Origin of the sequence: Rhodobacter sp. Har01 (assembly GCF_020564565.1) — a bacterium.
In the GTDB taxonomy this organism is placed as follows: Bacteria; Pseudomonadota; Alphaproteobacteria; order Rhodobacterales; family Rhodobacteraceae; genus Pseudogemmobacter.
Genome location: NZ_JAJCTD010000001.1, coordinates 368,082 through 393,340, shown reverse-complemented (window position 1 = coordinate 393,340; position 25,259 = coordinate 368,082). Strand labels below are relative to the sequence as shown.

General features: G+C 67.6%; 23 protein-coding genes. 3 read left to right on the top strand and 20 right to left on the bottom strand.

Features of this window, described 5'->3' with window-relative positions; genetic code table 11:
- Positions 1-26: 26 nt before the first annotated feature.
- The 12 genes from pufX to LHP98_RS01830 all read right to left on the bottom strand — a co-directional run bounded on the left by pufX (position 27) and on the right by LHP98_RS01830 (position 10,142).
- On the bottom strand, positions 27-254 hold the full coding sequence (gene pufX, locus LHP98_RS01885) for an RC-LH1 core complex protein PufX (RefSeq protein WP_227250798.1): 228 nt from the start codon (positions 252-254) through the stop codon (positions 27-29).
- A gap of 12 nt (positions 255-266) precedes the next feature.
- Positions 267-1,190 (bottom strand): photosynthetic reaction center subunit M, encoded by a 924-nt coding sequence (pufM, locus tag LHP98_RS01880; protein WP_227250797.1) that lies wholly within the window; start codon positions 1,188-1,190, stop codon positions 267-269.
- Positions 1,183-2,031: a photosynthetic reaction center subunit L gene (gene pufL / locus LHP98_RS01875; RefSeq protein WP_227250796.1), complete on the bottom strand. Its 849-nt coding sequence runs from the start codon at positions 2,029-2,031 to the stop codon at positions 1,183-1,185. Before pufL ends, pufM begins: the two co-directional genes overlap by 8 nt.
- Positions 2,032-2,160: 129 nt before the next feature.
- Positions 2,161-2,343 carry a light-harvesting antenna LH1, alpha subunit gene (gene pufA, locus LHP98_RS01870; RefSeq protein ID WP_227250795.1) on the bottom strand — a complete coding sequence of 61 codons (183 nt, stop codon included), beginning with the start codon at positions 2,341-2,343 and terminating at the stop codon, positions 2,161-2,163.
- 13 nt (positions 2,344-2,356) lie between these two features.
- A complete protein-coding gene (gene pufB / locus LHP98_RS01865; protein WP_227250794.1) occupies positions 2,357-2,506 on the bottom strand; it encodes a light-harvesting antenna LH1, beta subunit in 150 nt (49 codons plus the stop codon).
- Between the two features lie 198 nt (positions 2,507-2,704).
- A complete protein-coding gene (gene pufQ, locus LHP98_RS01860; RefSeq protein WP_227250793.1) occupies positions 2,705-2,929 on the bottom strand; it encodes a cytochrome PufQ in 225 nt (74 codons plus the stop codon).
- Positions 2,926-4,422, bottom strand: coding sequence for a chlorophyllide a reductase subunit Z (gene bchZ, locus LHP98_RS01855; protein ID WP_227250792.1), 1,497 nt, complete (start codon positions 4,420-4,422; stop codon positions 2,926-2,928). Before bchZ ends, pufQ begins: the two co-directional genes overlap by 4 nt.
- The gene (gene bchY / locus LHP98_RS01850) at positions 4,422-5,864 is read right to left on the bottom strand and encodes a chlorophyllide a reductase subunit Y (protein ID WP_227251527.1); all 1,443 of its coding nucleotides are present in this window, start codon (positions 5,862-5,864) and stop codon (positions 4,422-4,424) included. The genes bchZ and bchY overlap by 1 nt, the downstream gene beginning before the upstream one ends.
- 168 nt (positions 5,865-6,032) lie before the next feature.
- Positions 6,033-7,037, bottom strand: coding sequence for a chlorophyllide a reductase iron protein subunit X (locus LHP98_RS01845; RefSeq protein ID WP_227250791.1), 1,005 nt, complete (start codon positions 7,035-7,037; stop codon positions 6,033-6,035).
- Positions 7,034-7,978: a chlorophyll synthesis pathway protein BchC gene (bchC, locus tag LHP98_RS01840; RefSeq protein ID WP_227250790.1), complete on the bottom strand. Its 945-nt coding sequence runs from the start codon at positions 7,976-7,978 to the stop codon at positions 7,034-7,036. Before bchC ends, LHP98_RS01845 begins: the two co-directional genes overlap by 4 nt.
- Before the next feature lie 126 nt (positions 7,979-8,104).
- Positions 8,105-9,223, bottom strand: coding sequence for a methyltransferase (locus LHP98_RS01835; RefSeq protein ID WP_413687473.1), 1,119 nt, complete (start codon positions 9,221-9,223; stop codon positions 8,105-8,107).
- Positions 9,224-9,269: 46 nt separating this feature from the next.
- Positions 9,270-10,142 carry a polyprenyl synthetase family protein gene (locus LHP98_RS01830; RefSeq protein WP_227250789.1) on the bottom strand — a complete coding sequence of 291 codons (873 nt, stop codon included), beginning with the start codon at positions 10,140-10,142 and terminating at the stop codon, positions 9,270-9,272.
- Positions 10,143-10,275: 133 nt separating this feature from the next.
- Between LHP98_RS01830 and crtD the strand changes: the two genes are divergently transcribed.
- Both crtD and crtC read left to right on the top strand, forming a co-directional pair.
- Positions 10,276-11,835 (top strand): 1-hydroxycarotenoid 3,4-desaturase CrtD, encoded by a 1,560-nt coding sequence (gene crtD, locus LHP98_RS01825; RefSeq protein ID WP_227250788.1) that lies wholly within the window; start codon positions 10,276-10,278, stop codon positions 11,833-11,835.
- Positions 11,802-12,674 (top strand): carotenoid 1,2-hydratase, encoded by an 873-nt coding sequence (gene crtC / locus LHP98_RS01820; protein WP_227251525.1) that lies wholly within the window; start codon positions 11,802-11,804, stop codon positions 12,672-12,674. The genes crtD and crtC overlap by 34 nt, the downstream gene beginning before the upstream one ends.
- A 66-nt stretch (positions 12,675-12,740) precedes the next feature.
- Here crtC and LHP98_RS01815 read toward each other — a convergent pair whose 3' ends face one another.
- The 7 genes from LHP98_RS01815 to LHP98_RS01785 all read right to left on the bottom strand — a co-directional run bounded on the left by LHP98_RS01815 (position 12,741) and on the right by LHP98_RS01785 (position 23,745).
- Positions 12,741-13,847, bottom strand: a complete 1,107-nt coding sequence (locus LHP98_RS01815) for a cystathionine gamma-lyase (RefSeq protein ID WP_227250787.1) — start codon at positions 13,845-13,847, stop codon at positions 12,741-12,743.
- 137 nt (positions 13,848-13,984) lie between these two features.
- Positions 13,985-14,884, bottom strand: coding sequence for an NAD(P)-dependent oxidoreductase (locus LHP98_RS01810; protein ID WP_227250786.1), 900 nt, complete (start codon positions 14,882-14,884; stop codon positions 13,985-13,987).
- Positions 14,885-14,942: 58 nt separating this feature from the next.
- A complete protein-coding gene (locus LHP98_RS01805) occupies positions 14,943-16,373 on the bottom strand; it encodes an aldehyde dehydrogenase family protein (protein WP_227250785.1) in 1,431 nt (476 codons plus the stop codon).
- A gap of 7 nt (positions 16,374-16,380) precedes the next feature.
- The gene (locus tag LHP98_RS01800) at positions 16,381-17,934 is read right to left on the bottom strand and encodes a trimethylamine methyltransferase family protein (protein WP_227251524.1); all 1,554 of its coding nucleotides are present in this window, start codon (positions 17,932-17,934) and stop codon (positions 16,381-16,383) included.
- Positions 17,935-17,951: 17 nt separating this feature from the next.
- On the bottom strand, positions 17,952-18,779 hold the full coding sequence (locus LHP98_RS01795; protein ID WP_227250784.1) for an isocitrate lyase/PEP mutase family protein: 828 nt from the start codon (positions 18,777-18,779) through the stop codon (positions 17,952-17,954).
- On the bottom strand, positions 18,776-21,232 hold the full coding sequence (locus tag LHP98_RS01790) for a GcvT family protein (RefSeq protein ID WP_227250783.1): 2,457 nt from the start codon (positions 21,230-21,232) through the stop codon (positions 18,776-18,778). The genes LHP98_RS01795 and LHP98_RS01790 overlap by 4 nt, the downstream gene beginning before the upstream one ends.
- A gap of 71 nt (positions 21,233-21,303) precedes the next feature.
- Positions 21,304-23,745 carry a GcvT family protein gene (locus LHP98_RS01785; protein ID WP_227250782.1) on the bottom strand — a complete coding sequence of 814 codons (2,442 nt, stop codon included), beginning with the start codon at positions 23,743-23,745 and terminating at the stop codon, positions 21,304-21,306.
- A gap of 104 nt (positions 23,746-23,849) precedes the next feature.
- Between LHP98_RS01785 and LHP98_RS01780 the strand changes: the two genes are divergently transcribed.
- Positions 23,850-24,707, top strand: coding sequence for a LysR family transcriptional regulator (locus LHP98_RS01780; RefSeq protein WP_227250781.1), 858 nt, complete (start codon positions 23,850-23,852; stop codon positions 24,705-24,707).
- Positions 24,708-24,775: 68 nt separating this feature from the next.
- On the opposite strand, the gene LHP98_RS01775 is transcribed toward LHP98_RS01780, so the two are convergent.
- A complete protein-coding gene (locus tag LHP98_RS01775; RefSeq protein ID WP_227250780.1) occupies positions 24,776-25,237 on the bottom strand; it encodes an Lrp/AsnC family transcriptional regulator in 462 nt (153 codons plus the stop codon).
- Positions 25,238-25,259 lie beyond the last annotated feature (22 nt).

Sequence of the window (25,259 nt, the reverse complement as noted above, 5' to 3'; positions counted from 1 at the left end):
GTTTGCGCCGCCCTCCGCGGATTTCGTCAGGCGACGTCGATGGTCTGGACGACCTCAAGCGCGCCGTAGGGCGAAGGTGCCAGCTTGCTTTCTGGGGGCAGAAGCGCGCCGATCACCCAGGTCACGCCCAGCCAGCAGGCCACCAGGATCACCCAGAACATGGCCACGAAGGCTCCCCGGCTCATTTGCCCAAGAACCCAAGAGCGCAGGTGGGTCACCGACTTCGGGTCGTGAGAGTAGTTGTACTCAGCCATGGCTTTGTCCTCTCACTGCACCGGCGCGTAGCCGTGCTGTTGCGCCCAGACGTACCAGTTGTCGACCACGGTGCCGCTCAGCAGGATGCCGATACCGCCGGTGATCGTCACCAGGCACGCGAACCACCACGCCCAACGGTGGATGCCTTCGAACGTGGCGTTGAAGCCCATCGTCCAGCGCCAGAACAGCGCCGCACGTTCGGCCGCAGTGCCGCGGTCCACGATCTGCTCCAACTCGCGGTCGCCGCCGAAGCGGGTCACCGCAAGGATGGTCGCCCCGTGCATGGCGAACAGCAGGGCCGACCCGTAAAGGAAGGCGATGCTCAGGCCGTGGAAGGGGTTGTAGAACAGGTTGCCGTGAACAAGGCTGAAGTTGTTGGTCCAGTCGAGGTGGGTGAAGATGCCGTAGGGCACCGCTTCCGACCAGCTGCCCATCAGGATCGGGCGGAAGAAGCCCAGCACCATCCAGAGCCACATGGCCGCAAGGAACGCCCAGGCGGTGTGCTTGCCCATTCCCAGGGCCGCAGCCCGGTTGTAGGTGCGGAACCACCAGGCCCAGACCGCAACCAGCATGAAGAACGAGGCGATCATGTACATGATGCCCTCGGCGTCCTGCGGCAGGCCAAGGCCGTATTCCGGCGCCGGCGGGTCCAGCGACAGCCAGAACAGGTCGCGCAGGAAGACCGCCGGGTTGAAGCCCGCTTCGTACCAGAACCAGGCACCGATGGTGAAGAGCCACATGGCGCCTGCGAACAGCGAAAGCGTACCCCAGCCGCCCAGATAGACCGGGCCGATCTGGGCGTTGCCGAACCAGCCAAGGATGGACCAGTTGGTCGTCCCCTTGGTTCGGCTTCCCAGGTCCACGCCCTCGGCCAGGCCCAGTTCGGGCGCGCCGCTGACTTGGACTTGAGTGAAGATGTTCTGATACTCAGCCATTGACGCCTCCCGGAATGTCGGACCACCAGGGCAGCTCAAGCCACCAGTCCCACCAGGTAACCCACTGGTCGAACCAGATGGTGCCGGTGATAATCATGCAGACGATCGAGAAGGACACGGCTGCCAGAGCCAGGAAAAGGCCCAGACGGTGGATGCCCAGCGTGCCGATCGAATAGCCGACGAGATCACGGAAGAAGGTGTCTTCGTGGTCCGCCGTCTTCATCTCCTGACCCCTTTCGGGGTTCGCCGCCGACAGGACAAGGGCGCCATGCAGCGCCAGCGCCAGGGCGGTGGTGAAGAAGAAGGTGATCCCCAACATGTGCGCCGGGTTGTAGTGGAAGTTGCCGTAGGTGTAGCCCGTGTTGGACACCCAATCGAGGTGCGTCCAGATCCCGTAGGGGAAGCCGTAGCCCCACGAACCCATCAGGATCGGCCGGAACACGACAAGCGTCGCATAGGCGATGATCGCGAAACTGAAGGCCACCGGGATGTGGAACCCGATGCCAAGCTTGCGGCAGATCTCGACCTCGCGCAGGGCCCAGCTGATGAAGGCACCCAAAGCGCAGATCGTGATCAGTTGCCAAAGTCCCCCTTGCGCCAGCGGCGCAAAGGCCAGCCCGTTCTCGATCGGCGGCGGTTCGATCGAAATCAGCTGCGGGTTCCAGACCCCCTCCATGGACGTTCCATAGAGGATCAGGAGTGTGCCAAGCGCCGCGAAAAAGAATGTCGTGACGCCGAAGAAGCCGACGTAGAAAGGGCCGACCCAGAAGTCGAACAGATTCCCGCCGACCAGCGTGCCTCCCGGCACGCGGTATTTTCGTTCGAAGCTGAGCAGTGCCATGCTTCCCTCTCCGCTTTTGCCGGATTCGGCTGCCTCCTGGCGCTGGAAGCAGTCTCTCCGAGTGAAATCCCGCGTATCGTCGCGGGCGGCAGGCCGAAAGCGCTGCCGCCCGCAACAGGGGCCGTTCCCTTACGGGGCAGCGGCCGCGGCCGGCGCGCGCTTCGCCGCCGTCGCGATGTCAAGCCAGTTGTAGTCAGGCTTGCTGAGCAGCACGAGATGGATCATCACCGCCAGCAGGAAGAGGAAGACGCCCTGCGCCACGAAGACGCGACGGGGATCGAAGATTTGCCAGATTTTGTAGAATTTGGACATTGCTAGGTTCTCCTCAGAGCCACGGACGCCAGATGTACACGGCGATATGGGCGATGACGGCGACGGTCACAAAGAGCCAGAGCCCGCTCATATACACGGAGTGCAGTTCTTGCGCCTGCTCGTCGGAAAGACCTGTGAAGCTCAGGTCGGATTTATCAGCCATTCTATCCTCCGGATGGTCAGACTGACACCGCATGCCCTGCGGCTGGGTTCACGGTTCGGCAGGATGCTTCCCCGAGTTTCCCCGCACCCCGGGTTGCCCCGGGATACGGCGAGAGATTGACCCCGGCCTTGGGCGCAATGGCCGGGGAAGGTCACGCTTCCGTCCCGGCCTCCGGGCCGGGGACAGAAGACATCCGGCTCAGGGCCGGAAGATCGCCGGGGTGATCGAACCGGCTTCGCGCCAGGCCCGGGCAAGCGGCCCGTGCACCGGCAGGCGGCGGTCGACGATCAGCCGGAACACCCAGTTCACCATCGCAATCGGAATCGCGACGACGAAGATCAGGGCGAAGTAGATGTAGAACTCGGTTTTCGGCGTGCGTTGCGCATGCTGGACGGCGGTTTCGCTGGCGGTCTGGTCACTCATGCCGGGTCCCCCTTGCTCTGTTTGTTCTTGCTGCCTTGGCCCGCGGCACCGCCGCGAAGGGCCTCGACGACTTCTAACACCACCCGCTCGGCGCCCTGGTCCAGCGCGGCCTTCTCGGCCGCATCGCGCAGGGACTTGGCCGCCGAAATGCGGGTCAAGACCGGATGCTCAGCGACGATGCGGTCAAGCGCGGCCTGGGCATCGACGTCCCAGGGCATGTCGCGGCGCAGCGTCGTGGGCGTCGCCGCAGCGCTGTCCATTTCGGAAGCGAGCGGCAGGATATGGAACAAGGCATCGAACAAGCCATTGCAAACTTCCTGCAACAGGTAGACGGCGCCAGCATATCCCATGAAGGGCGTCCCCGTCGCGCGCCGGATCGCCGCACCGGGAAAGCTGGCCGGAATGAAACTGGGCGCAGGTCCATGCCCGGCCTTCATTTCGGCAAGATACATCTTCTCGTTGATCGACCCCATCACCACCAGCGGCCGGTGCTGCTGCAACAGCGCCCGAACTTCCTGGTTGTTGGTCTTTTGCCCGGCCTTTCGGGCCACCGCGAAGGCACAGGGAAAGCCCAGATCGCCCTCAAGATAGTTCCGGATGCCGCGGGCATAGGTCTCGTTCGCCACGATGCCGAAGCTTGCCGTTGCGTAGAAGTCCTGGGTGACCGAACGCCAAAGGTCCCACAGAGGCTTCAGCGTCGAATGCTTTTCGCGGGCGATGAACGGCTCCGGGTCCAGCCCCAGCATCTCGCCCAGCTTGCGCAGGAACAGCGTGGTCGACTCAAGCCCGATCGGCGCCTGCAGGTAGGGCTTGCCCAAGACCTCGGCCAGGCCGCGGCCGAACTCGCGGTACATCACCACATTGGCGTCGGCATTCACCAGATTTCGCATCTCGGCCAGATGGGCGCCCAGCGGCATCACCATGTTGACCTCGGCGCCGATGCCTTCGACCAAGCGGCGGATCTCGTGCAGGTCGCTCGCCATGTTGAAGGTGCCGTACATCGGCCCCAGGATGTTCACCCGCGGGCGCGCGCCTTCGGGGCGGTCGGCCTCGGGGGGCATCCGGCCCTTGGTCATGCCGAATTCGGTGAAGATCCAGGTCATTGCCCGGTCGGCCGCTTGCCACTGGTCTTCGTCGATGGTGCGCGGCAGGAAGCGCTGGATGTTGGTGCCTTGCGGGGTGACGCCGCCGCCGATCATCTCGGCGATCGAGCCGGTGACCACCACCGCCGGCAGCGCCGGGTCCAGGGTCTTCCAGGCCCGCTTCATCGCGCCTTCGGTGCCTTCGCGGCCCAGCTCTTCCTCGCCCAGGCCGGTGACGACGATGGGCAGTTCATGCGGCGGCAGCGCGTCGGTGTAGTGCAGGATGCTGGTGACCGGCAGGTTCTCGCAGCCCACCGGGCCGTCGATCACCACCTGCAGGCCCTTGACGGCGCAGAACGCGTAGACCGCGCCCCAGTAGCCCCCTGCCCGATCGTGGTCCAGCACCAGCATCAGATCATCTCCTCGGACTTGGCCGCGCGGGCGGCCTTGTCGAGTTTCTTCTGATGCAGCGCGCGATAGTCCGGCCGCAGGTTCGGCGCGCCTTCCCAGATGCCGGCGGTGTCGCCGGTTCCCACGCCTTCGAAGAAGGTGCGCATCTGGTCCATCCGGGCCTTGCCCGCCATCGCGGCGGTGACAACCTGCGCCAGGCTTCCCGCCCCGGCCGGGCCCATCAGCGGGCGGGCCGAGATCAGGTTGGTGAAGTAAAGGGCCGGAACGCCCAGTTCCTTGGCCTTCTGCACCACCGGCGTGGTGCCGATGGCGAGATCGGGCTTGAACGCTTCCATCGCCGCCAGGTCGTCTTCCAGCGAGGCGCGGTATTTCACCACCACGTCGCGGGCTTCCAGCCAGGCGCGGTCGGCCGCACTCCATTCGGTCTTGCCGCAGGCGGTGCCGACGTAAGGCACATCCGCGCCGCTTTCGATCAGCAGGCGGGCCACCAGCAGCTCGCTGCCCTCATAGCCCGACAGCGTGATGCGGCCCTTGATGGGCGCCTTGGCCAGCGCGGCCTTGATGGCCGGGCCAAAGGCATTCTGCGCGGCGGCGATCTTGTCGGCGGCCACACCGTAAGCCTCGCCGATGGCAGCCAGCCAGTCCATCGTGCCGTCATGGCCCACCGGAGCGCTGCCGACGACGGCGCGGCCGGCGGCCTGGAACTCGCGGATCGAGGCGGAATAGAACGGGTGGATCGCGGCGACCACCTTGCTGTCCAGCGCGGCGTAAAGCTCGCGCCATTCGCGGCAGGGAACGGTGGGGCCGACGGCCAGACCCATCGGGGCCAGCATCGCGCCGATCATCATCGGGTCGGCCGGGAACATCTCGCCCAGCAGGGTCACGGTCGGCCGGTCGCCGCGGCCCGAGACGGGGGCCGGCACCGGGCCGGCCATGATCTCGTGGCGGGCGTATTTCAGCATCGCGCCGGCCAGCACGTCCTTGGCCTCGGCATGGGTCGGCACGCCGAACCCCGGCACGTCGATGCCGACGATGCGGACGCCGTTGATCTCGCTGGGCAGCAGCCGCAGCGGCACGCCGCTGGCGGTGGGCACGCAAAGGTTGGTCACCACGATCGCGTCATAGCGGTCGGGATCGGCCAGTTCGTGCACCGCATCGCGGATGTCCTCGAACAGCTTGCCGGTGACCAGCGTCTCGCTGGAGAACGGCACATAGCCGACCGAGCGGCGGGCGCCGTAGAAATGCGAGATGAAGCTCAGCCCGTACACGCAGCAGGCGCTGCCCGACAGCACCGTCGCCACCCGGCGCATCCGCAACCCGACGCGCAAGCTGCCAAAGGCCGGGCACATGCTTTGCGGCTTTTCGTGCGGGCCCTTCGGGTAATCCGCGGCAAACTGCTCCAGCAGTCCGGCGTTCCCTGCGGCCTTGGCGGCGGCGGCCATCTCCGCACCGGCATGGCAGCCAAGGCCGTCCCCGGACAGGGAAGCGCTTGCCTCCCCGTTCAGGTCGGGCGCATCGGCCACCAATTGGGTGCGCAGTTCGGTCACTTCCGCACTCCCCGCGATCCCAGCATCTTCAGGGCTTCTTCCAGACGGCTCAGGGCCTCGAGATCAAGCATTGTCGTACACCACTTCAAGCGAGACCTTCTGGCCCGCATACTTGCCGCGCATGTCTTCGTCGGTGGCCGGGTCCAGCACGAAGCCGGCCCCCGTGGTCTCGGCCGAGAACAGCGCCAGAAGGCCATCCTGGCTCAAGGGCTTGGGACGCAGCGGCGGTGCCACATCCACGTTGATCGCCAGTTCCTCGAACAGCGCGCCCCATTGCGTGGCATGGCTGCCGACGATCAGGTAATTCGCCGATTTCCGCCGCAGATCCTCATCCGCCGGGATGCTGGCCAGGATCGGAATGCCCACCGCCTCGGCAAAGGCGGCAGCCTCTCCGGTGCCGTCATCCTTGTTGATCACAAGGCCCGCCACGCCGACATTGCCGCCCAGCTTGCGGAAATACTCCACCGCCGAGCAGACGTTGTTGGCCACATACAGCGACTGCAGGTCGTTCGAGCCGACCACGATCACCTTCTGCGCCATGTCGCGGGCGATCGGCAGGCCGAAGCCGCCGCAGACCACGTCGCCCAGGAAGTCCAAGAGCACGTAGTCGAAATCCCAGTCGTGGAAGCCCAGCTTCTCCAGCGTCTCGAAGCCGTGGATGATACCGCGACCGCCGCAGCCGCGGCCGACTTCCGGCCCGCCCAGCTCCATCGCATAGACACCGCCGCGCTTGAAGCAGACGTCGCCGACCTTCACCTCTTCGCCCGCCAGCTTCTTCTTGGTCGAGGTCTCGATGATGGTCGGACAGGCCTTGCCGCCGAACAGCAGGCTGGTGGTATCCGACTTCGGATCGCAGCCGATCAGCAGCACCCGCTTGCCCATCTCGGCCATCATGTGGCTGAGGTTGGCCAGGGTGAACGATTTCCCGATGCCGCCCTTGCCGTAGATCGCGATGATCTGCGTCTTCTTGGTCGGCTCCGATTGCGGGATTTCCAGCGTCGGCTCTTCTGCCGCCTCGGCGCGCAGACCGGCGTCGTAGTCCTTGATGTTGGGGACGTCCAGGGTCATGCGGTGCCACTCCAGTCGAGGATCATCTTCAGGCAGGCCGGGTCGCCAAAGGCGGTCTCATAGGCCTCGGCCGCCTGGGCGGCAGGACGGGTGTGCGTGATCAGCCCCTTCAGGCTCAGCGCACCGGATTCGATCAGCGCCCGCGTGGCGACCAGATCGTCCGGCTGCCATTCGCTGGCAATCCGGAAGCGGGCTTCCTTCATGAAGGCCGGCGGAAAGGCAAAGGCCACCGGCTCGGTGTAGAACCCGACCAGCACCACCTCGCCGCCCTTGGCGATGCGCATCACCAACTGGTCCAGCATCCCCTTGGCGCCCGACGCATCATAGACCGAGCGGTAGTCGCGGCGCGGATCATCCTCGGGGGCGATGACCGAATAACCTTCGGCGCCGTCGCGGCGGGCGGGATTGATGTCCCAGACCGTCGGCGCCGGGGCGCCCGCGGCAATCGTCAGCCGCGCCAGCAGCCGGCCCAGCGTGCCATGACCCACGATCAGGTCGGGCAGCGCGGTGTTGAACCCGGCCAGCGCATGCCGCGCGGTCGCGGCCAGCGCCAGCAGCGCACCCTCGGCGCCCAGCGCCGGATCGATTCTCGAGACGCGCGACGCCTTGGTGACCAGCCGGCGGCTGGCGCCCCCGAACAGGCCCTTCACGTCGCCGGTGAAACAGTTTGCGCCGGGCACGAAGACCCGTTCGCCGATCCGGAACCCGGTGTCGGGGCCGGCCTCGACCACCTCGCCCGCCGATTCATAGCCGGGAACCAGCGGATACCCCATGCCGGGGAAGGGCGGCATGGTGCCGGTATAGAACAGCTTTTCGGTGCCGGTGGAGATTCCGGAATGAGAAACCTCGACCACCAGGTCCGCCGGCCCGGGCGTCACCAGGCCAAGGCTTTCAAGCCCCAGCTTGCGCGGTCCCTCAAGGATGACGGCAGTGGTTCTCACAACGGTTCCCTCTCTGCCCGGCTCAGCCCCGACAGAGTCGGGGGCGGGTCGGATTCTGCTTAGGTGTAAGTCTAAACTTACATTCGGCGGTGTCAAACGGAATGGACAAGTATCTTTGTCGCAGGATCAGGGCCGGCGCGCCTCGACAACCGAGGTTACGAAGGTCCTGAATCCCTTGCGGATTTTCACATCGACGAATCCGGCCGCAGAACACAGCCCGGCGATCTCTTCCGGGGCGCGGGAACGCCCCGTCTGCATGGCCAGAGTGTAAACCCCATAGTACACGTCGGTATGCCGATCTGGCGAGGCTCCACCGCCCATCGGTTCCGACACGATCAGCCGCCCGCCGGGGGGCAGCGCCGCATGGACCGACGTCAGCAGCGCGGCCACGGTGGCGTCGGCATGGTCGAACAGCACCCGGACCAGACTGATCGCATCGGCGCCCCTGGGCAGCGGGTCGTCGCGGAACGAACCGGGCAGGATGCGGACCCGGCCCGCCATGCCGGGGTCGCGGAACCGCGCTTCGGCGGCGGGCACCACGGCGGGCAGATCGAACAGCACCATCTTCAGGGCCGGATAGGCCGCGCCCACCGCCGCCAGGAAGGCGCCAGAGCCGCCGCCGACGTCCATCAGTTCGGTGATGCCCTTGAAATCCACCAGCTTCAGTGTGTCTTCCGCGACCAGACCCTGGCTGTCGGCCATCAGTTCGGAATAGCGCTCGGCCAGGCCCGGGTCCTTTGCGGCCCCCGCGCCGAAGACATAGGGCCAGAACCCGGCCAGTTCCGGCGTGGTCTCGCCGCGGAAAAAGGCCACCGGGTCGGCCAGGTCGCGATACAGGACGCCGTGGTGGCGGACCATCGCCTCAAGGCCCGGAACCGCCTGCAGCGCGGCGCCCCGGGTGGACAGATGCCAGCGCCCGGCGCGGCGGTGAATCAGCTTCAGCCCGGCGCCGGCCTTCAGCAGCACTTCGGCCCGCTCCAGCGGCAGGCCTCCCAGCCGGGCCAGCCGCGGCGCATCCGCCGGAGACTCGGCCAGGGCGCGCAACAGCCCGGTTTCAACCAGCGCGACCAGCACCTGACTGGCGACGAAGCCCTGCACGATGTCGAACAGCGCCCGGCCTTCGGCACGGGCGATCTGCCTGAGGCCAGGCACGCGCCCGGCCAGCCGATGAAACTCGGCCGACAGCCCCAGCCGGGTGCTTAGCGCCAGCGGCGCCTTCTCGCTGTGGTCCTGCGCCGCGGACAGGTCCGCGGGCCCGTCGGTCGGCACGGCGGTGCGGCTCACAGGGCGCTCACTGGGCGGCCGTCGCGTGGTGAACGGGCGTCATGCGCTCGGCATAGGCGCGCACCATGCGGGCAAGCATCGCTTCGCCCGGGCAGGCCGGGATCGACGAGATGGCGCCGGCAAGGATGTCCTTCAGATGTACGATGGCCCCCGGCACGCCCATTTCGGTAACCGCGTTGGGGCGGCCGTGGGCAACGTCCTGGCCGGCCGGCTTGCCGATGGTCTCGGGGCTGTCCAGCGCGTCCTTCAGATCGTCGGCCACCTGGAAGGCGGCACCGATTCGGTCGCCCAGCTCTTCCCAGGCGTCGGGGTCCTGGCCGCTGGCGATCGCGCCCATGCGCGTGGCCGCGATGAACAGCGCACCGGTCTTGGCGCGGTGATAGGCGGCCAGATCGACCTTGGGTTCGGATTCCCAGCCCTGCCCGGCGCAGATGCCGCCCGGCATGCCGGTGCGCTGCGCCAGTTCGGTCACCAGCCGCAGCGCGCGGTCGGGTCGGTCGCCCGCCGCGCGGGCCAGCACTTCGAAGCCCAGCGTGATCAGGCTGTCGCCCGCCAGAACCGCCAGCGGCTCGCTGTAGGCGCGGTGCAGCGTCGCTTTGCCGCGGCGGATGTCGGCGTCGTCAAAGCAGGGCAAGTCGTCGTGCACCAGGCTGCCGCAATGGATCAGTTCCAGGCTCGCCGCGGCCGCGTCGGACAGCGCCGGGCGGTCGTCGCCACAGGCCAACGCGACCGACAGGCACAGCGTCGGGCGGATCCGCGCGCCGCCAGGAGTCACAGCATATTCCAAGGCTTGCGCAAGCCGGACAGGGGCTTCGGAGCCGCCCTGCCCCAGCCTTACGGCGGCCGTCACCGCCGCCTCGATCCGCGCGGAAAGATCCATCGTGCTCACCCCTTCAGACGCATCGGCCGAATGCCGCGCAGTTTGCACGCATGGCGCTGAAGTGTAAATCAAAACTTACACAAACATGTAATTCGCTATGGACAACGCCGAGGCCTTGCCTAGACTCGCGCCCATGGAAAACACTCCTCGCGTCATCATCATCGGCGCCGGTTTCGGGGGCCTCTCCGCCGCCCTTTCCGCGCGCGCTTCGGGATGGAACGTGACCGTCGTCGAGGCGGCCGATTCCCCCGGCGGCAAAGCCCGCACCCTGCGCACCGTGGCAGGCCCGGTCGATACCGGACCCACCGTCCTGACCTTCCGCTCCGAGTTCGATTCGCTCTTCGAGCGATTCGGCGAGAAGCTCGACAACCATGTGCGGCTTGTCCCGCAATCCATCCTGGCGCGTCACTTCTGGCCTGACGGCTCGTCGCTGGACATCTTCGCCGACCCGCGGCTGACCGAGAAGGCGATCATGAAGTTCGCCGGCGAGGACGAGGCCTCGGGGTTCCGCAAGTTCTATGACCTGACCTCGGGCCTCTACAAGACCTTCCGCGCTCCGGTCATGCAGTCCTCCAGCCCCGAGATCCCCTCGGTCGCCAAGGCCGCGATGAAATCGCCCAAGCTCTGGCCCGCGCTGCTGCCCGGCCGCTCGCTGCCCTCGCTCTTGAAGGCGCATTTCAAGGACCCGCGGCTGATCCAGCTGTTCGGCCGCTATGCCACTTACGTCGGCGGCCGGCCCTCGAAGACCCCGGCCGTGATGGCGCTGATCTGGCAGGCCGAAGCGGCGGGCGTCTGGGGCATCGACGGCGGCATGTCGGCGCTGGCCAAGGCGCTGGCGACACTGGCTGTCCGCAACGGCGTGACCTTCCACTACGGCGTCAAGGCCCGCAACATCGGCCGCGCGACGGATGGCACCATGTCGGTGTCGCTGGAAGACGGCCGGGTGCTGGAAGGCAAGGCGGTGATCTTCAACGGCGACCCGGCGGCCCTGTCGCAGGGCTACCTTGGCCCGACCGCCAAGAACGCCGTCTCGCCGCAGGCCGTCGGCCCGCGCAGCCTGTCGGCCCAGGTCTGGGCCTTCGCGGCCACGCCGAAGGGCCCGTTGGCCGCCAAGCTGGGCCACCACAACCTGTTCTTCTCCAGGCGCCCCGAGGCCGAGTTCGACCCGCTGCTGTCCGGCAAGCCGCAGGACGACCCGACGCTTTACGTCTGCGCCGAAGACCGGGCGATCGGCAAGCCGCCAAGGGCGCTGGAACGGTTCGAGATCATTGTCAACGCCCCGGCAGGGCACGTCGAACCCGATGAGGCCAAGGCATGCGCGCTGAGAACCTTCCCGAAACTGGCGGCGATGGGCCTGACCTTCGATCCGCCACCGGGACCGAACATGCTGACCACGCCGACGACGCTGGAAGAGCTGTTCCCGGCGTCGCAGGGGGCAATCTACGGCCGCAGCCCGGAAGGAACGCTGGCAGCCTTCGCCAAGCCGCAGGCGCGCAGCCAGTTGCGGGGACTCTACCTCTGCGGGGGCGGGGCGCATCCGGGGGCGGGGGTGCCGATGGCAACCCGCTCCGGGAAGTTCGCGGCCGAAGCGATGGTGCGGGACCTTGGTTCTCGGTCTACGTCCAACCGGACGGCTACGCCTGGTGGTACCTCGACGGGATCTCCGACGACGGGAACCGATCGGTCTCGGTAATCGCCTTCATCGGCTCTGTGTTCTCGCCCTGGTACGCCTGGGCGGGACGCGCCTCGCCGCAGAACCACGTCTGCATCAACGTCGCCACCTATGGCCCGGACGGTCGCTTCACCATGACCGACCGCGGCCGCGCGGCGCTGCGGCAGACCCATGACCGGCTGACCGTCGGCCCCTCGTCCGTCACCTGGACCGGCACCGAACTGGTGGTCGAGGTGAACGAAATGGGCGCCCTGCCCCGGCTTGGCCCGGTGCGAGGCACCATCACACTCATCCCCGAGGCGGTGACTTCGACCGAAGTCCTGCTGACGCCAGACGGCCGCCACACCTGGCGCCCCTTTGCCCCCACCGCGCGGATCAAGGTCGACATCTCGCCCGGCCACCGCTGGGAAGGCCACGGCTATTTCGACGCCAACTTCGGCGCGGCGGCGCTGGAGGCCGATTTCAACTTCTGGACCTGGGGCCGCTTCCCGATGAAGGATCGCGCCCTGTGTTTCTACGACGCCACCCGACGCGACGGCACCACGCTGGAACTGGGGGTCGAGGTGCTGCCCGATGGCCGTGTCAACCAGATCGACCCGCCGCCGCTCACCCGGTTCAAACCCTCGGCCTGGCGGGTGCGGCGGGAAACCCGTTCGGACGACGGCCATATGCCCCGCCAGGCTGCGCCGATGCTGGATGCGCCGTTCTACTGCCGATCGCAGGTGACGACGCGACTGTTCGGCGAAGAGACGACCGGCGTGCATGAGGCGCTGGACCTGGACCGCTTCCGCTCACCCTGGATCAAGCCGATGATCGCGGTGCGGGTGCCGCGACGGTCGGGCTGGACGCACCCCGGCTGACGGCAGGGAACCGGAATTCGAAGTCGAATTCCGTGCGCGATTTCCGACTTCGGAAATCGCCTTCCCCTACCCCGCCAGCGCCTCGGCCATCGCCGCCCACAGCACCTCGACCGGCTCGATCCCGACCGACAGCCGCACGAACCCCTCGGAAACCGAATCGCCCCAGCGCGCCCGCCGCTCGCCCGAAGTATGGGTGGCGCCAAAGCTGGTGGTCTGCTCGATCAACGGGCAGCGCGCCAGAAATCCCTCCGCCGCACCTGCATCGGCCAGCTCGAAGCCGATCAGGAACCCCGACGCTGCCATCTGCGCCCGCGCAACCGCAAAGGACTCATCCCCCGGCAGACCGGGGAACCGCACCCCGCGCACCGCCGGATGCGCCGCCAGCCGCTCGGCAATCCTCTGGGCGCTGGCGCACATCCGCTCCAGCCGCAGCTCCAGAGTCTCCAGCCCCCGGTGCACCAGAAAGGCCTCGAACGGCCCCGGAATCGCCCCGGCCATCCGCCGCCAGTCGCGCACCCGCGCCATCCGCGCCGCATCCCGCCCGGCGACATGGCCGAAGAGCACGTCCGAATGCCCCGAGGGCGCCTTGGTGTCGGCCGCCACCACCAGATCGGCGCCCAGGTCCAGCGGCCTTTGCAGGAGCGGCGTCATCGTGGTGTTGTCGGCAATGACCACCGCCCCCGCGGCCCTGGCCCGCGCTGCGACCGCCGCGATGTCCACCACGTCAAGGCCCGGATTGGATGGCGTCTCCAGATAGACCACCGCAGCCCCGGCGAAATCCGAGCTGTCATAGGCCCGCGTCGGCAGGCCAATCACCTCGACCCCAAGCGGCTTCAGGAACCCCTGCGACAGCACTCGGGTGACGTAGTAGCCGTCCGAGGGGATCACCAGCCGGTCCCCGGCCCGCAGCGTGGCGAACAGCGCTGCCGCGATGGCCGCCATGCCGCTGGGAAAACCGACCGTCTCGGCGTCTTCCAGGATCGCCAGTTGCGCCTCGACCGCTTCCCAGCTGGGGTTGCCGTTGCGACCATAGACCTGCCCGCCCGCCTGCACATGCGGCAGGTGGAAGGTGGCCGATGCCGTGATCGGCGGCACCACCGGATCGCCCTGCTGCAACGCCGCCTTGCGGTGATGCAGCATCCGCGCGACGCGGGCCTCGGGCGAATCGGTCATGGCGGCACCTTTGGCAAAGCCCTTGCGGCCCGAGTCTTCCCCGCCCCGCAAACCGGCGCAACCCTTAACAGATCGTTAAGTTGGCTCGCCAACCCTTTGATTTCGCTTGCGCCGAATCCTGTCCCATCATGGGACACTCATTCCAGCCGGGCCGGAAACCCCGCCGCCCGCAGGTCGGTTCCCAGGGCATCCTCCAGCAGCTTGACGATCTGGGTCGACTGCGCCTCGCCGCCATAGACCGCCTTGCCCTTGAGGAAGGTCTGCGCCGTCATCGAAGCCAGATCCAGCGGCACCCCGAACTCGCGCCCGAAGCCCATGGCAAAGCCCAGGTCCTTCAGCGCCAGGTCCATGGTGAAGGCGATGTCATAGGACCCGTTCAGGATCAGCTGCCCCTCGGTCTCATGCACGAAACTGGTCCCCGATGAGGCCGCAATCGCCTCCCACGCCGTCTTCAGGTCCAGCCCGCCCCGCTTGGCCAGCATCAAGGCCTCGCCATCCGCGACCAGGTGGATGAAGGCCAGCATGTTGGTGATGACCTTGATCACCGCGGCACTGCCCAAGGGCCCCATGTGGAAGATCTTCTTCCCCATCGCCTCCAGCGTCGGGCGGTGCAGGTCGAACAATTCCTGCTCGCCCCCCGCCAGCACCGTGATCTCGCCCCGCGCCGCCAGATGCACGCCGCCGGTGACCGGCGCCTCCAGCATCCGTACGCCGCCCACCCGCGCCAGCCCGGCCAGCCGCAGCACGTCATCGCGGCCCAGGGTCGAGTTCTCGATCCAGGTCGCACCCGGCTTCAACCCGGTCATCAGTTCGGCCAGCACCGCCTCGGACGCTGCCGGCTTCGGCAGGCAGGTGAAGACATGGTCCACCGCCGCCGCCAACTCGCTGACCGACCGGGCCACCGCCGCCCCCATGTCGCGATGGCGGGCGGCCAGCGCAGGGTTGCGGTCATAGACCGTGACCTGGTGGCCCGCGCGGATCAGGCTGGCCGCAAGATGCCCGCCCAGGTTGCCAAGGCCGATGTAGCCATAGTTCATCGCGTTCCTCCCCTGCCGATTGCCAACCTGGAAATCGCGCCATCCCTGCGGATTTCGCCTAGGCCCCCCAGCCGACGATGCCCTTGACCTCGCAGAAGTCATGGATGCCCCAGTCGGCATACTCGCGACCGTTGCCCGACTGCTTGTAGCCGCCGAAGGGCGCAAAGGTATCCCAGGCCGGGTAGTTCAGGTTCACCGTCCCTGCCCGCAGCCGCCGCGCCAGCGGCCGTGCCTCCTCGACCGGGCCGGCGATATAGGCGGCCAGGCCATAGGGCGTGTCATTGGCCATCGCCACCGCCTCATCCAGCGAGTCATACGGAAGGATCGCCAGCACCGGCCCGAAGATTTCCTCACGCGAGACGGTCATCTCGTTGGTGACGTTGCCAAAGATCGTCGGCCGCACGAACCAGCCGCGGTTCATCCCCGCCGGACGCCCGATCCCGCCGCAGACCAGCGTCGCGCCCTCGTCGATCCCCGCCTGGATCAGCCGCTGCACCTTGTCGAACTGCAGCTTCGAGACCAGCGGCCCCATGGTGGTTGCGGTGTCGCGCGGGTCGCCCACGACCACAGCCTCGGCCGCCGCCCTGGCATGGACCAGGGCCTGATCGTGCTGGCTGCGATGCACGAACATCCGGGTTGGCGCATCGCAGCTTTGTCCGGTATTGCCGAAGCAGCCCTCGACGCCCCCCTTCACCGCCGCCAGAAGGTCGGCCGAGGCCAGGATGATGTTGGGCGACTTGCCGCCCAGTTCCTGTGCCACCCGCTTGACCGTCGGCGCCGCCGCCGCCGCGACCGCCGTCCCGGCCCGGGTCGAGCCGGTGAAGCTGACCATGTCCACCTCGGGGTGTGCCGACAGACGGGTCCCAACCTCAGGCCCGGTGCCGTTCACCAGGTTGAAAACGCCAGCCGGAACACCCGCGTCATGGCAGATTTCCGCGAAAAGAACCCCCGACAAGGGCGCGATTTCCGAAGGTTTCAGCACTACGGTGCAGCCCGCGATCAGGGCCGGAGCAACCTTGCACGCGATCTGGTTCATCGGCCAGTTCCAGGGCGTGATCAGGGCGCAGACGCCGATGCCTTCGTGCACGATGCGGGTGTCGCCGCGCATGTATTCCCAGGTCATCTGCTCGGCGGCCTTGATGGTGCTTTCGATATGCACCTGCCCGGCCCAGGCCTGCGCCTCGCGCGCCCAGGTGATCGGCGCGCCCATCTCGGTCGACATGACCTGGGCGAGTTCCTCGTACTTCGCGTTGTAGACCTCAAGGATACGCTTCACCAGGGCGATGCGGTCGGCAAGCGGCGTTACCGTCCAGGCATCAAAGGCGGCGCGGGCCGCGGCGATGGCGCGGTCGGCATCGGCCGCGTTGCCCATCGCCACTTCGCAGACGATTTCCTCGGTCGCCGGGTTCTCCACATCCATCCGGGCATCCGACAGCGGCTCGACCCAGGCCCCTCCAATATAGAATTTTGTCATGTTTTTCGGGGTCATCGGAGCCTCACTTGAAGTAGATATTGAACTTTTCACGGATGGCGCGGTCGATTTCAGCGTCCACCATGCACCCCGCCTTGGCAAGGATTTCGTTCTTGCGCGCGATGGCACGGTCCAACAGTTGCGGCTTGCCGGCCTCGACCCATTCCTTCGGGCTCATCCGGTTGCCAAGCGTGGGGTAGATGTATTCCGTCTGCATCAGCCGCAGGGTCTGGTCGCTGCCCAGATAATGCCCCGGCCCGCCCAGGCAAACCTGCTTCATCGCCTCGATGCTGGTGGAATCCTCGGTCACGTCGATGCCGCGCACCAACCGCATCACCTGGCCCAGGATATCGTCGCCCAGCACAAGGCTTTCCAGGGAAAAGCCCAGCAGCGAGGCATGCATCCCCACCGCCTCATAGCACATGTTCAGCCCCGACAGGCCGGCAAGGGTGTTGGTGATCGCCTGCTCCCAGCCCGCCTGCATGTCGGGCAGCTTGCTGTCGGAAATGCCGCTCGCCGCCCCCCCCGGCAGGTCATAGAACCGGTGCATCTGCGCACAGCCCACGGTCAGCAGCGCTTGCTCGGCCGATCCGCCCGACATGGCCCCGGTCCGCAGGTCGCTGACAAATGGCCAGGTGCCGAAGATCGCCGGAGCGCCGGGCCGGATGGCGTTGACGTAGACCACGCCCGCGAGGCATTCCGCCACCGCCTGCACGATGGCCAGCGCGATCGGCGCCGGCGCGGTGGCCCCGGCCTGCCCCGCCGACAACAGCAGCATCGGCATGCCGCGGCGGATGCAATCCTCCATCACCTTGCAGGATTCCTCGGCGAACTTCATCGGCGGCACGACAAAGCAGTTCGAGTTGCTGACGAAGGGCCGATCGCGCCAGGCCGCCTCGCCCCCCGCCACCATGTGCAGCATCTCGAAGCAATCGGCCACATGGTCGGGGTCGAAGATGCTGGTGCCGACGTGCTTGGTGGTGCCGGCAAGGCAGGCATAAAGCGTGTTGAGGTCCATCTCCTTGTTGTCCACCACATCCCGGCAGACCATGGTCCGCTGGTAGAAGTGAACGTTGTCAAGGTTCTGCACGATCCGTGCCGCGTCATGCAGGTCTTGCGCGGTGCTGTCGCGGTATTCGTTCCGCTCCAGGTCCACCACATGCACCGCCGCCCCTGCGGTGCCGAAATGCACGTTGGTCCCCGACAGCTGCAGGTCGAACTTCGGATCGCGCGCGTGCAGCGTGATGTTGCGCCCCGCCACCGCCAGCATGTCCTCGACAAGTGCGCGCGGAAACCTTATCCGCCCGTCGTCGCCCTGGATGGCCCCCGCCCCGGTCAGAATCTCCACCCCGCTTGCCGGAGCGTTGGAAAGCCCGATCTCCTCCAGTGCCTGCAGCGCCGATTGGTGAATCCGCTCCACCCCGGCCGGGTCCAGCGGCCGATACCGCCCGCCCGGCATCCCCGGCCGCACCGGCCGCACGTCGTCAGCCAGTGGCGCCGCCCGCAGCGCCACCCGCGCCGACCGCCCCCCCGACCGCCGCGCTCGTGCCGGTTCGCAAGCCTCGCCCAGATCGTTCATCTGCGGTTTCCCTTCGCTCATTGTCCGGCCCCCTGCCGCAGCAGCGCGTCGATTTCGTCTCCGGACGCCGCCGCCGCCAGCGGCGCGAACGACCCCGCCCCCAGCATCGCCACCACCGAGTCGCGGATCACCGCATGCGTGGCCCGCGCGATCTGGCTGCCGGTCGAGATGCGTCGCACCCCCATTGCCGCCAGGTCCGCAACCGTCAGCGCCTTCAGCGGCCCGGCCGCCAGCGCGTTCACCGGCCTGGTGACCGAGGCCAGCACCTGCGCCAGTTCGGCCCGCCCCGGCGGCACCGGCAGGTACAGCAGGTCCGCCCCCGCCGCCTCGAAGGCCTGCAACCGGCGGATGCCCTCGGCTAGGTCGTAAAGCCCGTTCATCACCCCGTCCGCCCGGGCGCAAAAGACGAAGGGCCGCCCCAGCGCCCGCGCCGCCGCCGCCCCGGCACGTACCCGCTCGACGGCCTGCTCGAAGCCATAGGCCGAAAACCCGTCCCGGTTCGTGGTATCCTCGATGGAACAGCCCGACAGTCCCACCTCGCCGGCCAGCCGCACCGTCGCGGCCACGTCCTCCGGCGCCTCGCCGAACCCGTCCTCGAAGTCGCCCGACACCGGCAGCGGCGTCGCCGCCAGCAGGTCGGCCGCATGGGCCAGCGCTTCGTCCCGCGTGACACCCCCGTCCGCGCGCCCCAGCGTGAAGGCATGTGCCGCGGAAGACGTCGCCAGAGCACGCGCGCCAAGTGCCGCCATCATCCGGGCCGAGCCGGCATCCCATGGGTTCGGAATGACGAAACACCCGCTTTGGTGCAAGTCGTGAAAGGCCTGGTGGCGCGCTGCCAGGGTCATGCCTTCACCCGTTCCGATTTCGGATCGTACATCGGCGCCAGGCTCGCCTCGGCCGCATGCCGCACCCCGGCCACCTCGATCTCGTAGACCGATCCCAGCACCTCGGCCTCGCTCTCGCCGGCACAGGGCACATAGCCCATCCCGATCGCCCCCCCAAGGAAATGCCCGTAGTTGCCAGAGGTCACCGGCCCAACGATGCGCCCATCCCGCACCAGGGCCTCGTTGTGGAACAACAGCGGCTCCGGGTCGGTCAGCCGGAACTGCAGCAGCCGCCGCGACAACCCCGCCTCGGCCTTCCGCAGCACCGCCTCGCGGCCCAGGAAGCCGGTCTTCTTCCGGCTGACCGTGAACCCCAGGCCCGCCTCCAGCACATGGTCCTCGTCGGTGATGTCATGGCCCCAGTGCCGGTAGGCCTTCTCGATCCGGCAGGAATCCAGCGCGTGCAGCCCGCACAGCTTCAGCCCCAGCCCCTCGCCCGCCGCCATCAGCGTCTCGAACACATGCGCCGCCTGGTCGGCCGAGGGGTAGATTTCCCAGCCCAGCTCGCCCACGTAGGTCACCCGATGCGCCCGGGCCAGCCCCATGCCGATCTCGATTTCCCGCGCCGTCCCAAAGGGATGCGCCGCGTTCGAGAATTCGTCGGGCGACACCGCCTGCATCACCTCGCGCGACTTCGGCCCCATCACGCACAGCACCGCCTCCCCGGCGGTGACATCGGTCACCACGGCGAAATCCTCGGCCAGATGCCCGCGCAGCCAGGCCAGGTTGCGCTGCAGGGTCGCCCCCGGCACCACCAGCAGATAGGCCCGCTCGCTCAGTCGCGTCACCGTCAGGTCGGCCTCGATGCCGCCGCGGCCGTTCAGCATCATGGTGTAGACGATGCGCCCCGGGGCCACGTCCATCTCGGCCGAACAGACCCGGTTGAGGAAGGCGCAGGCATCGCGCCCCTCGACCCGGATCTTGCCGAAGCTGGTCATGTCGAACAGGCCCACGCCCGTCCGCACCGCCATGTGCTCGGCCTTCTGGTTGGCAAACCAGTTCTGCCGGCCCCAGGCATAGCGATACGCCCGCTCCTGCCCCGGCTCGGCGAACCAGTTCGCCCGCTCCCAGCCCGCCACCTCGCCGAACACCGCGCCGCGCGCCTTCAGCGCCTCGTGCAGCGGCGTCCGCCGCACCCCGCGCGAGGTTTCCACCTGCCGATAGGGGTAGTGGTCGGCGTAGAGCAGGCCCAGCGTCTCGCTCACCCGCTCCTGCAGGTACTTCCGGTTCCTCTGGAACGGCTGCGCCCGGCGGATGTCCACGTCCCAGAGGTCGAACGGCGGCTCGCCCTCGGTGATCCACTCGGCCAGCGCCATCCCCGCCCCGCCGGACGAGATGATCCCGATCGAGTTGTAGCCCGCCGCCACCCAGTACCCGCCCAATTCCGGCGCCGGGCCAAGGTAATAGCGGTCGTCGGGGGTGAAACTTTCCGGGCCATTGAAGAAGGTGTGAATGCCGGTGGTCTGGAACAGCGGCATCCGGTTCATCGCCATTTCCAGAATGGGCGAGAAGTGGTCCCAGTCCTCGGGCAGCGTGTCGAACTCGAAATCCTCGCGGATGCCGCCCATGCCCCAGGGCTTGGCCTTCGGCTCGAAGGCCCCGATCATCATCTTGCCGGCGTCCGACTTGTAATAGGCGCATTCGTCCACCAGCCGCAGCACAGGCATGTCGCCCAGACCCGGCACCGGCTCGGTCACCAGGTAGAAATGCTCGGCGGCGTGCAAGGGCACCGTCACGCCGCTCGCGGCCGCCAGGTCGCGCCCCCACATGCCGCCGCAGTTCACCACCACAACGGCCTCGATCCGCCCCGGCCCGTCCGGCCCGACATAGTTCACCCCGGTCACCCGCCGCTGCCCGCCCGGCGCGGCGCCTTCCGTCACCCCGGTCACCTTGACGCCCTCGATGACCCGCGCGCCCGCCATCCGCGCGCCCTTGGCCAGCGCCATGGTGATGTTGGCCGGATCGCATTGCCCGTCATTGGGAATATGCACCCCGCCGACCACGCCGTCGGTGTTCAGCAGCGGATACAAGGCCTTCACCTCGGCCGGCGACAACCGGTTCACCTCGATGCCGAAGATCTTGGCCACCGTGGCCTGCCGCAGGATCTCCTGCATCCGGTCCTCGGTCAGCGCCACGGTCATCGAGCCGACGCGCTTCATGCCCGTCGCAACCCCGGTCTCGGCCTCCAGCCGGTAATACAACTCGGCCGAATACTTCGCCAACCGCGTCATGTTCTGGTTCGCCCGCAACTGCCCGATCAGCCCCGCCGCATGCCAGGTGGTGCCACACGTCAGCCGCTTGCGCTCCAGCAGCACCACCTCCCAGCCCGCCCGGGCCAGGTGATAGGCCACCGAACAGCCCGAGACCCCGCCCCCGATCACCACCGCCTGCGCCTTCGTCGGAATCTCAGCCATCTCTTCCGTCTTTCATCTGTCTGAAAATATCCTCGGGGGGTCCGGGGGGCAGAAAGCCCCCCGGCGGCCGGTCACGCGCGCAAGCGCTCGTTCTTCGCGTCCCACAGCGGCGCATCCGCCTGCACCACGGCAGGCACCCGCACACCGAAGATTTCCACCTCGACCGCGGTCCCGGGCACGTTGACCTCGGCCCGCAGCATCCCCAGGCCAATGCAGGCCCCCACCCGGTGCCCCCAGTCCCCGCTGGTCACCTCGCCCACCACCCGGCCGTCCTTCCAGATCGTCGACATATAGGGCGGGTCGTGCTCGCCCGCCTCGATCAGCAGCGTGCAGAACCGCTTCTCCACCCCGCGCTGCTTCTCCGCCGCCAAGGCCGCCCGCCCCCGGAACGCCGGCTTCGCCCAGTCGACAAACCGCTCAAGGCCCCCCTGCAGCACCGAGTAATCGGTGGACAGATCCCCCTTCCAGGCCCGGTAGCCCTTTTCCACCCGCAAGGCATTCAGCGCGAACATGCCGAAGGGCCGCAGCCCCAGGGGCGCCCCCGCCGCCATCACCGCATCCCAGACCGCCCCGGTATCCGCCAGCCCGCTGTGCAGTTCCCAGCCCAGCTCGCCCGCAAAGGACACCCGCGCCAGCCAGACCGGCCGCCCGGCGATCCGCCCCCACTGGTGCGACAGCCATGGCGCCGACAGGTCCGCCTCCGCTCCCGCCGCCTGCAACACCGCGCGCGCCTTTGGCCCGGTCAGGATCTGGCACGACCAGGCGGCGCTTTCATCCACCAGCCGCAGCCCCGGCGCCAGATGCGTCTCCAGCCAGGCCCGGTCATGCACTTGCGCCGTGGCGGCGGTGATCAGCAGCAGCTCCTCCGGCCCGATCCGGGCCACCGACATCTCGGTGACGATCCGGCCCTTGTCGTCGGCGAAATAGGCCAGCCCCAGCCGCCCCACCCCCGGCACCTTGCCAGTGATCTGCTCGGCCAACCACTCCGCTGCCCCCGGCCCGGTCAGCCGGAAGCGCGAGAACCCCGGCAGGTCCAGCATGCCGCAGGCATCGCGCACCGCCGCGCATTCCGCCGCCACCGCGCCGAACCACGGCCCCTCGCGGCGCCAGGTCTTCTGCGCCGCCTCCGACACATCATCCCCCGGCCGCGCATACCACAGCGCCCGCTCATAGCCGTTGTAAGGACCGAACTGCGCCCCCAGCGCCGCGGTCCGGTCATGCACCGCCGACAGCCGCTGCATCCGCCCCTCGGGCCAGGCAAACCGCGGGAACTGCACGGCATATTCGTGGCCGTAAACCTCCTTGCCCTTGGCCACGCAGTAGGCGTGATCCTCCCAGCCGGTGAACCGCCGCGGGTCGCAAGACCACATGTCCCACTCGGTCGCGCCCTCGGTCACCCATTCCGCCAGCACCTTGCCGGCGCCGCCGGCCTGACAGATGCCGAAGGTGAAGACGCAGGCCTCGAAGGCATTCGGCACCCCCGGCATCGGCCCCAGCAAGGGGTTGCCGTCCGGCGTATAGGGGATCGGGCCGTTGATCACCTTGCTGAGCTTCGCCTGCTCCAGAAGCGGCACCCGGGCCATGGCATCGTTGATGTGCCACTCCAGCCGCTCCAGATCGTCGGGGAACAGCTGGAAACTGAAATCCTCGGGCATCGGGTCGTCGGGGGTGGCCCAATGCGCCCGGCAGGGGTTCTCGTAAGGCCCCAGGTTGAAGCCATGCTTCTCCTGGCGCAGGTAATAGCTGGAATCCACATCCCGCAGCAGCGGCAGCTTGTGACCCACCTCGCGCGACCAGACCTCCAGCTCGGGAATGGTGTCGAACAGCAGATACTGATGGCTCATCACCATCATCGGCACCCGGCGGCCGAACATCGCCCCCACCTGCGCCGCGTAATACCCGCCCGCGTTCACCACGAACTCCGCCCGCACCTCGCCCTTGGGCGTCGACAGCACCCACTCGGCCCCGGTCCAGCGGGCCGAGGTCACCGGGCAGAACCGCTCGACCCGCGCCCCCAAGCCCCGCGCCCCCGTCGCCAGCGCCTGCGTCAGCTGCGCGGGGTCGATGTCGCCGTCATAGGGGTCATACAGCGCCCCGCTCAGGTCGTGGGTTTCCACGAAGGGATACTTCGACCGGATCTCGCCCGGCGCCAGCACCTCAAGGTCCATCCCCTGATAGCGCCCCATCCCGACCACCCGCTTGAACTCCAGCAAGCGCTCGGCCGTATGCCCCAGCCGGACGCTGCCGGTGACATGGTAGTTCATCGGATAGCCGACCGCCTCGCCCAACCCCCGATACAGCTCGGCCGAATAGCGCTGCATGTTCATGATCGACCAGCTCGACGAGAACGTCGGCACGTTGCCCGCCGCATGCCAGGTCGACCCGGCGGTCAATTCGTTCTTTTCCAGAAGGATGCAGTCGGTCCACCCGGCCTTGGCCAGATGATACAAGGCCGAGACCCCGACCGCGCCGCCGCCGATGATCGCCACCCGCGCGCTTGCGAATTCCGCCATCCCCGCCTCCCCTGGTTCCGGCGACAGGTTAGCGGGGAACCTCCGGTGCTTTCAATTCGCAGCTGCCCGGACTATTGATCGGATATTCCGATCAGGGAGGCGCCATGCAGATCGAGTTGATCGACACGTTTCTGGACCTGGTCGAGACCAAGAGCTTCAACCGGACGGCCGACCGGACCGGCGTCACGCAGTCCACCGTCTCGGCGCGGGTCAAGTCGCTGGAACAGATGCTGGGCGCGCGGCTGTTTCGCCGGTCGCGGGCGGGGACCGACCTTACCACCGAGGGCCTGAGGTTCGAGACCCATGCCCGGCTGCTGCGCCAGGAATGGACGGCCGCGCGCCGTGCGGTCGCGGCATCAGGCGAGGCGGCAATGACCCTTCGCCTGGGGATACAGAACGACCTGACCACCGCCTATCTGGGGCCGCTGGTGGCCGAAATCCGCCGGGTGCTGCCACAGACGGCCCTGTACGTCGAGCCGGACTATTCGACGCAGATGTGCGCCGATCTGGTCACCGGTGCGCTGGACTTCGCCGTCCTGTTCTCGCCAAAGCCGCATCCGGACCTGCACTTCCAGTCGGTCGGCGAACTGACCTATCGCCTGATCAGTTCCGACTCTGCGCGGATCGACCAGATCGCGGTTGCACGGATGATCTTCGCGCATGTCTCTCCGGCCTTCGAGCGCGCGCATCGCGAAGCCTTGCCCAACCTCTCCGAAGCACCGCTGTCGGTCGGCCAGACCGCGGCGGTGGTTTCGCTTCTGGAAGCAATGGGAGGGGCGGGCTATGTCCTGGATACCACGGCCCAGGCCATGACCCAGACCGGGCGCTTCCGGATGGTCGATGACGCGCCCGTGCTCAGCCAGCCGGTCTATGCCACCATGCACCTGAGAAACCGGACCGCCCGGCTGCACAGACGGCTGACGCGCATCCTTGTCCGCCAGCTTTCGGGTCGCACAGGGTGACCACAGGGTGAACACGGGATGATCCAGTGTAACGGCCCGCGCGAACGCCTTCGTGTGGCTGGCCCCGGTCAAAGCGGCAGGACGGTGGTGGACTTGATCTCTTCCATGCTCAGCAGCGCGGTGACGTTGTAGATGCGCACTTCCGAGATCAGAGCCTGGTAGAACTGGTCGTAGGCGCGGGCGTTCCTGACCCGCACCTTCAGGATATAGTCGATGTCACCCGCCAGCCGATGCGCCTCCAGAACCTCGGGGCGCTCTTTCAGCGCCTTCAGGAACCGGCGCTGCCAGTCGGCCTCATGCTCGCTGGTGCGGATCAGCACGAAGAAACAGGCCTCAAGCCCCAGCGCCTCGGCATCCAGGATCGCTGTTGTCCGGGTGATCACACCCTGGTCCTTCATCCGTCGGATGCGGTTCCAGACCGGGGTCTTCGATGAGCCCACCTTGCGGGCGATTTCGTCCAGGCTCTGCTCGGCGTCGGTCTGCAGTTCGGACAGGATTTTCCGGTCCAGATCGTCCAGTGGGGCGGCCATTCCTGAATTCCCTTGAACGGCG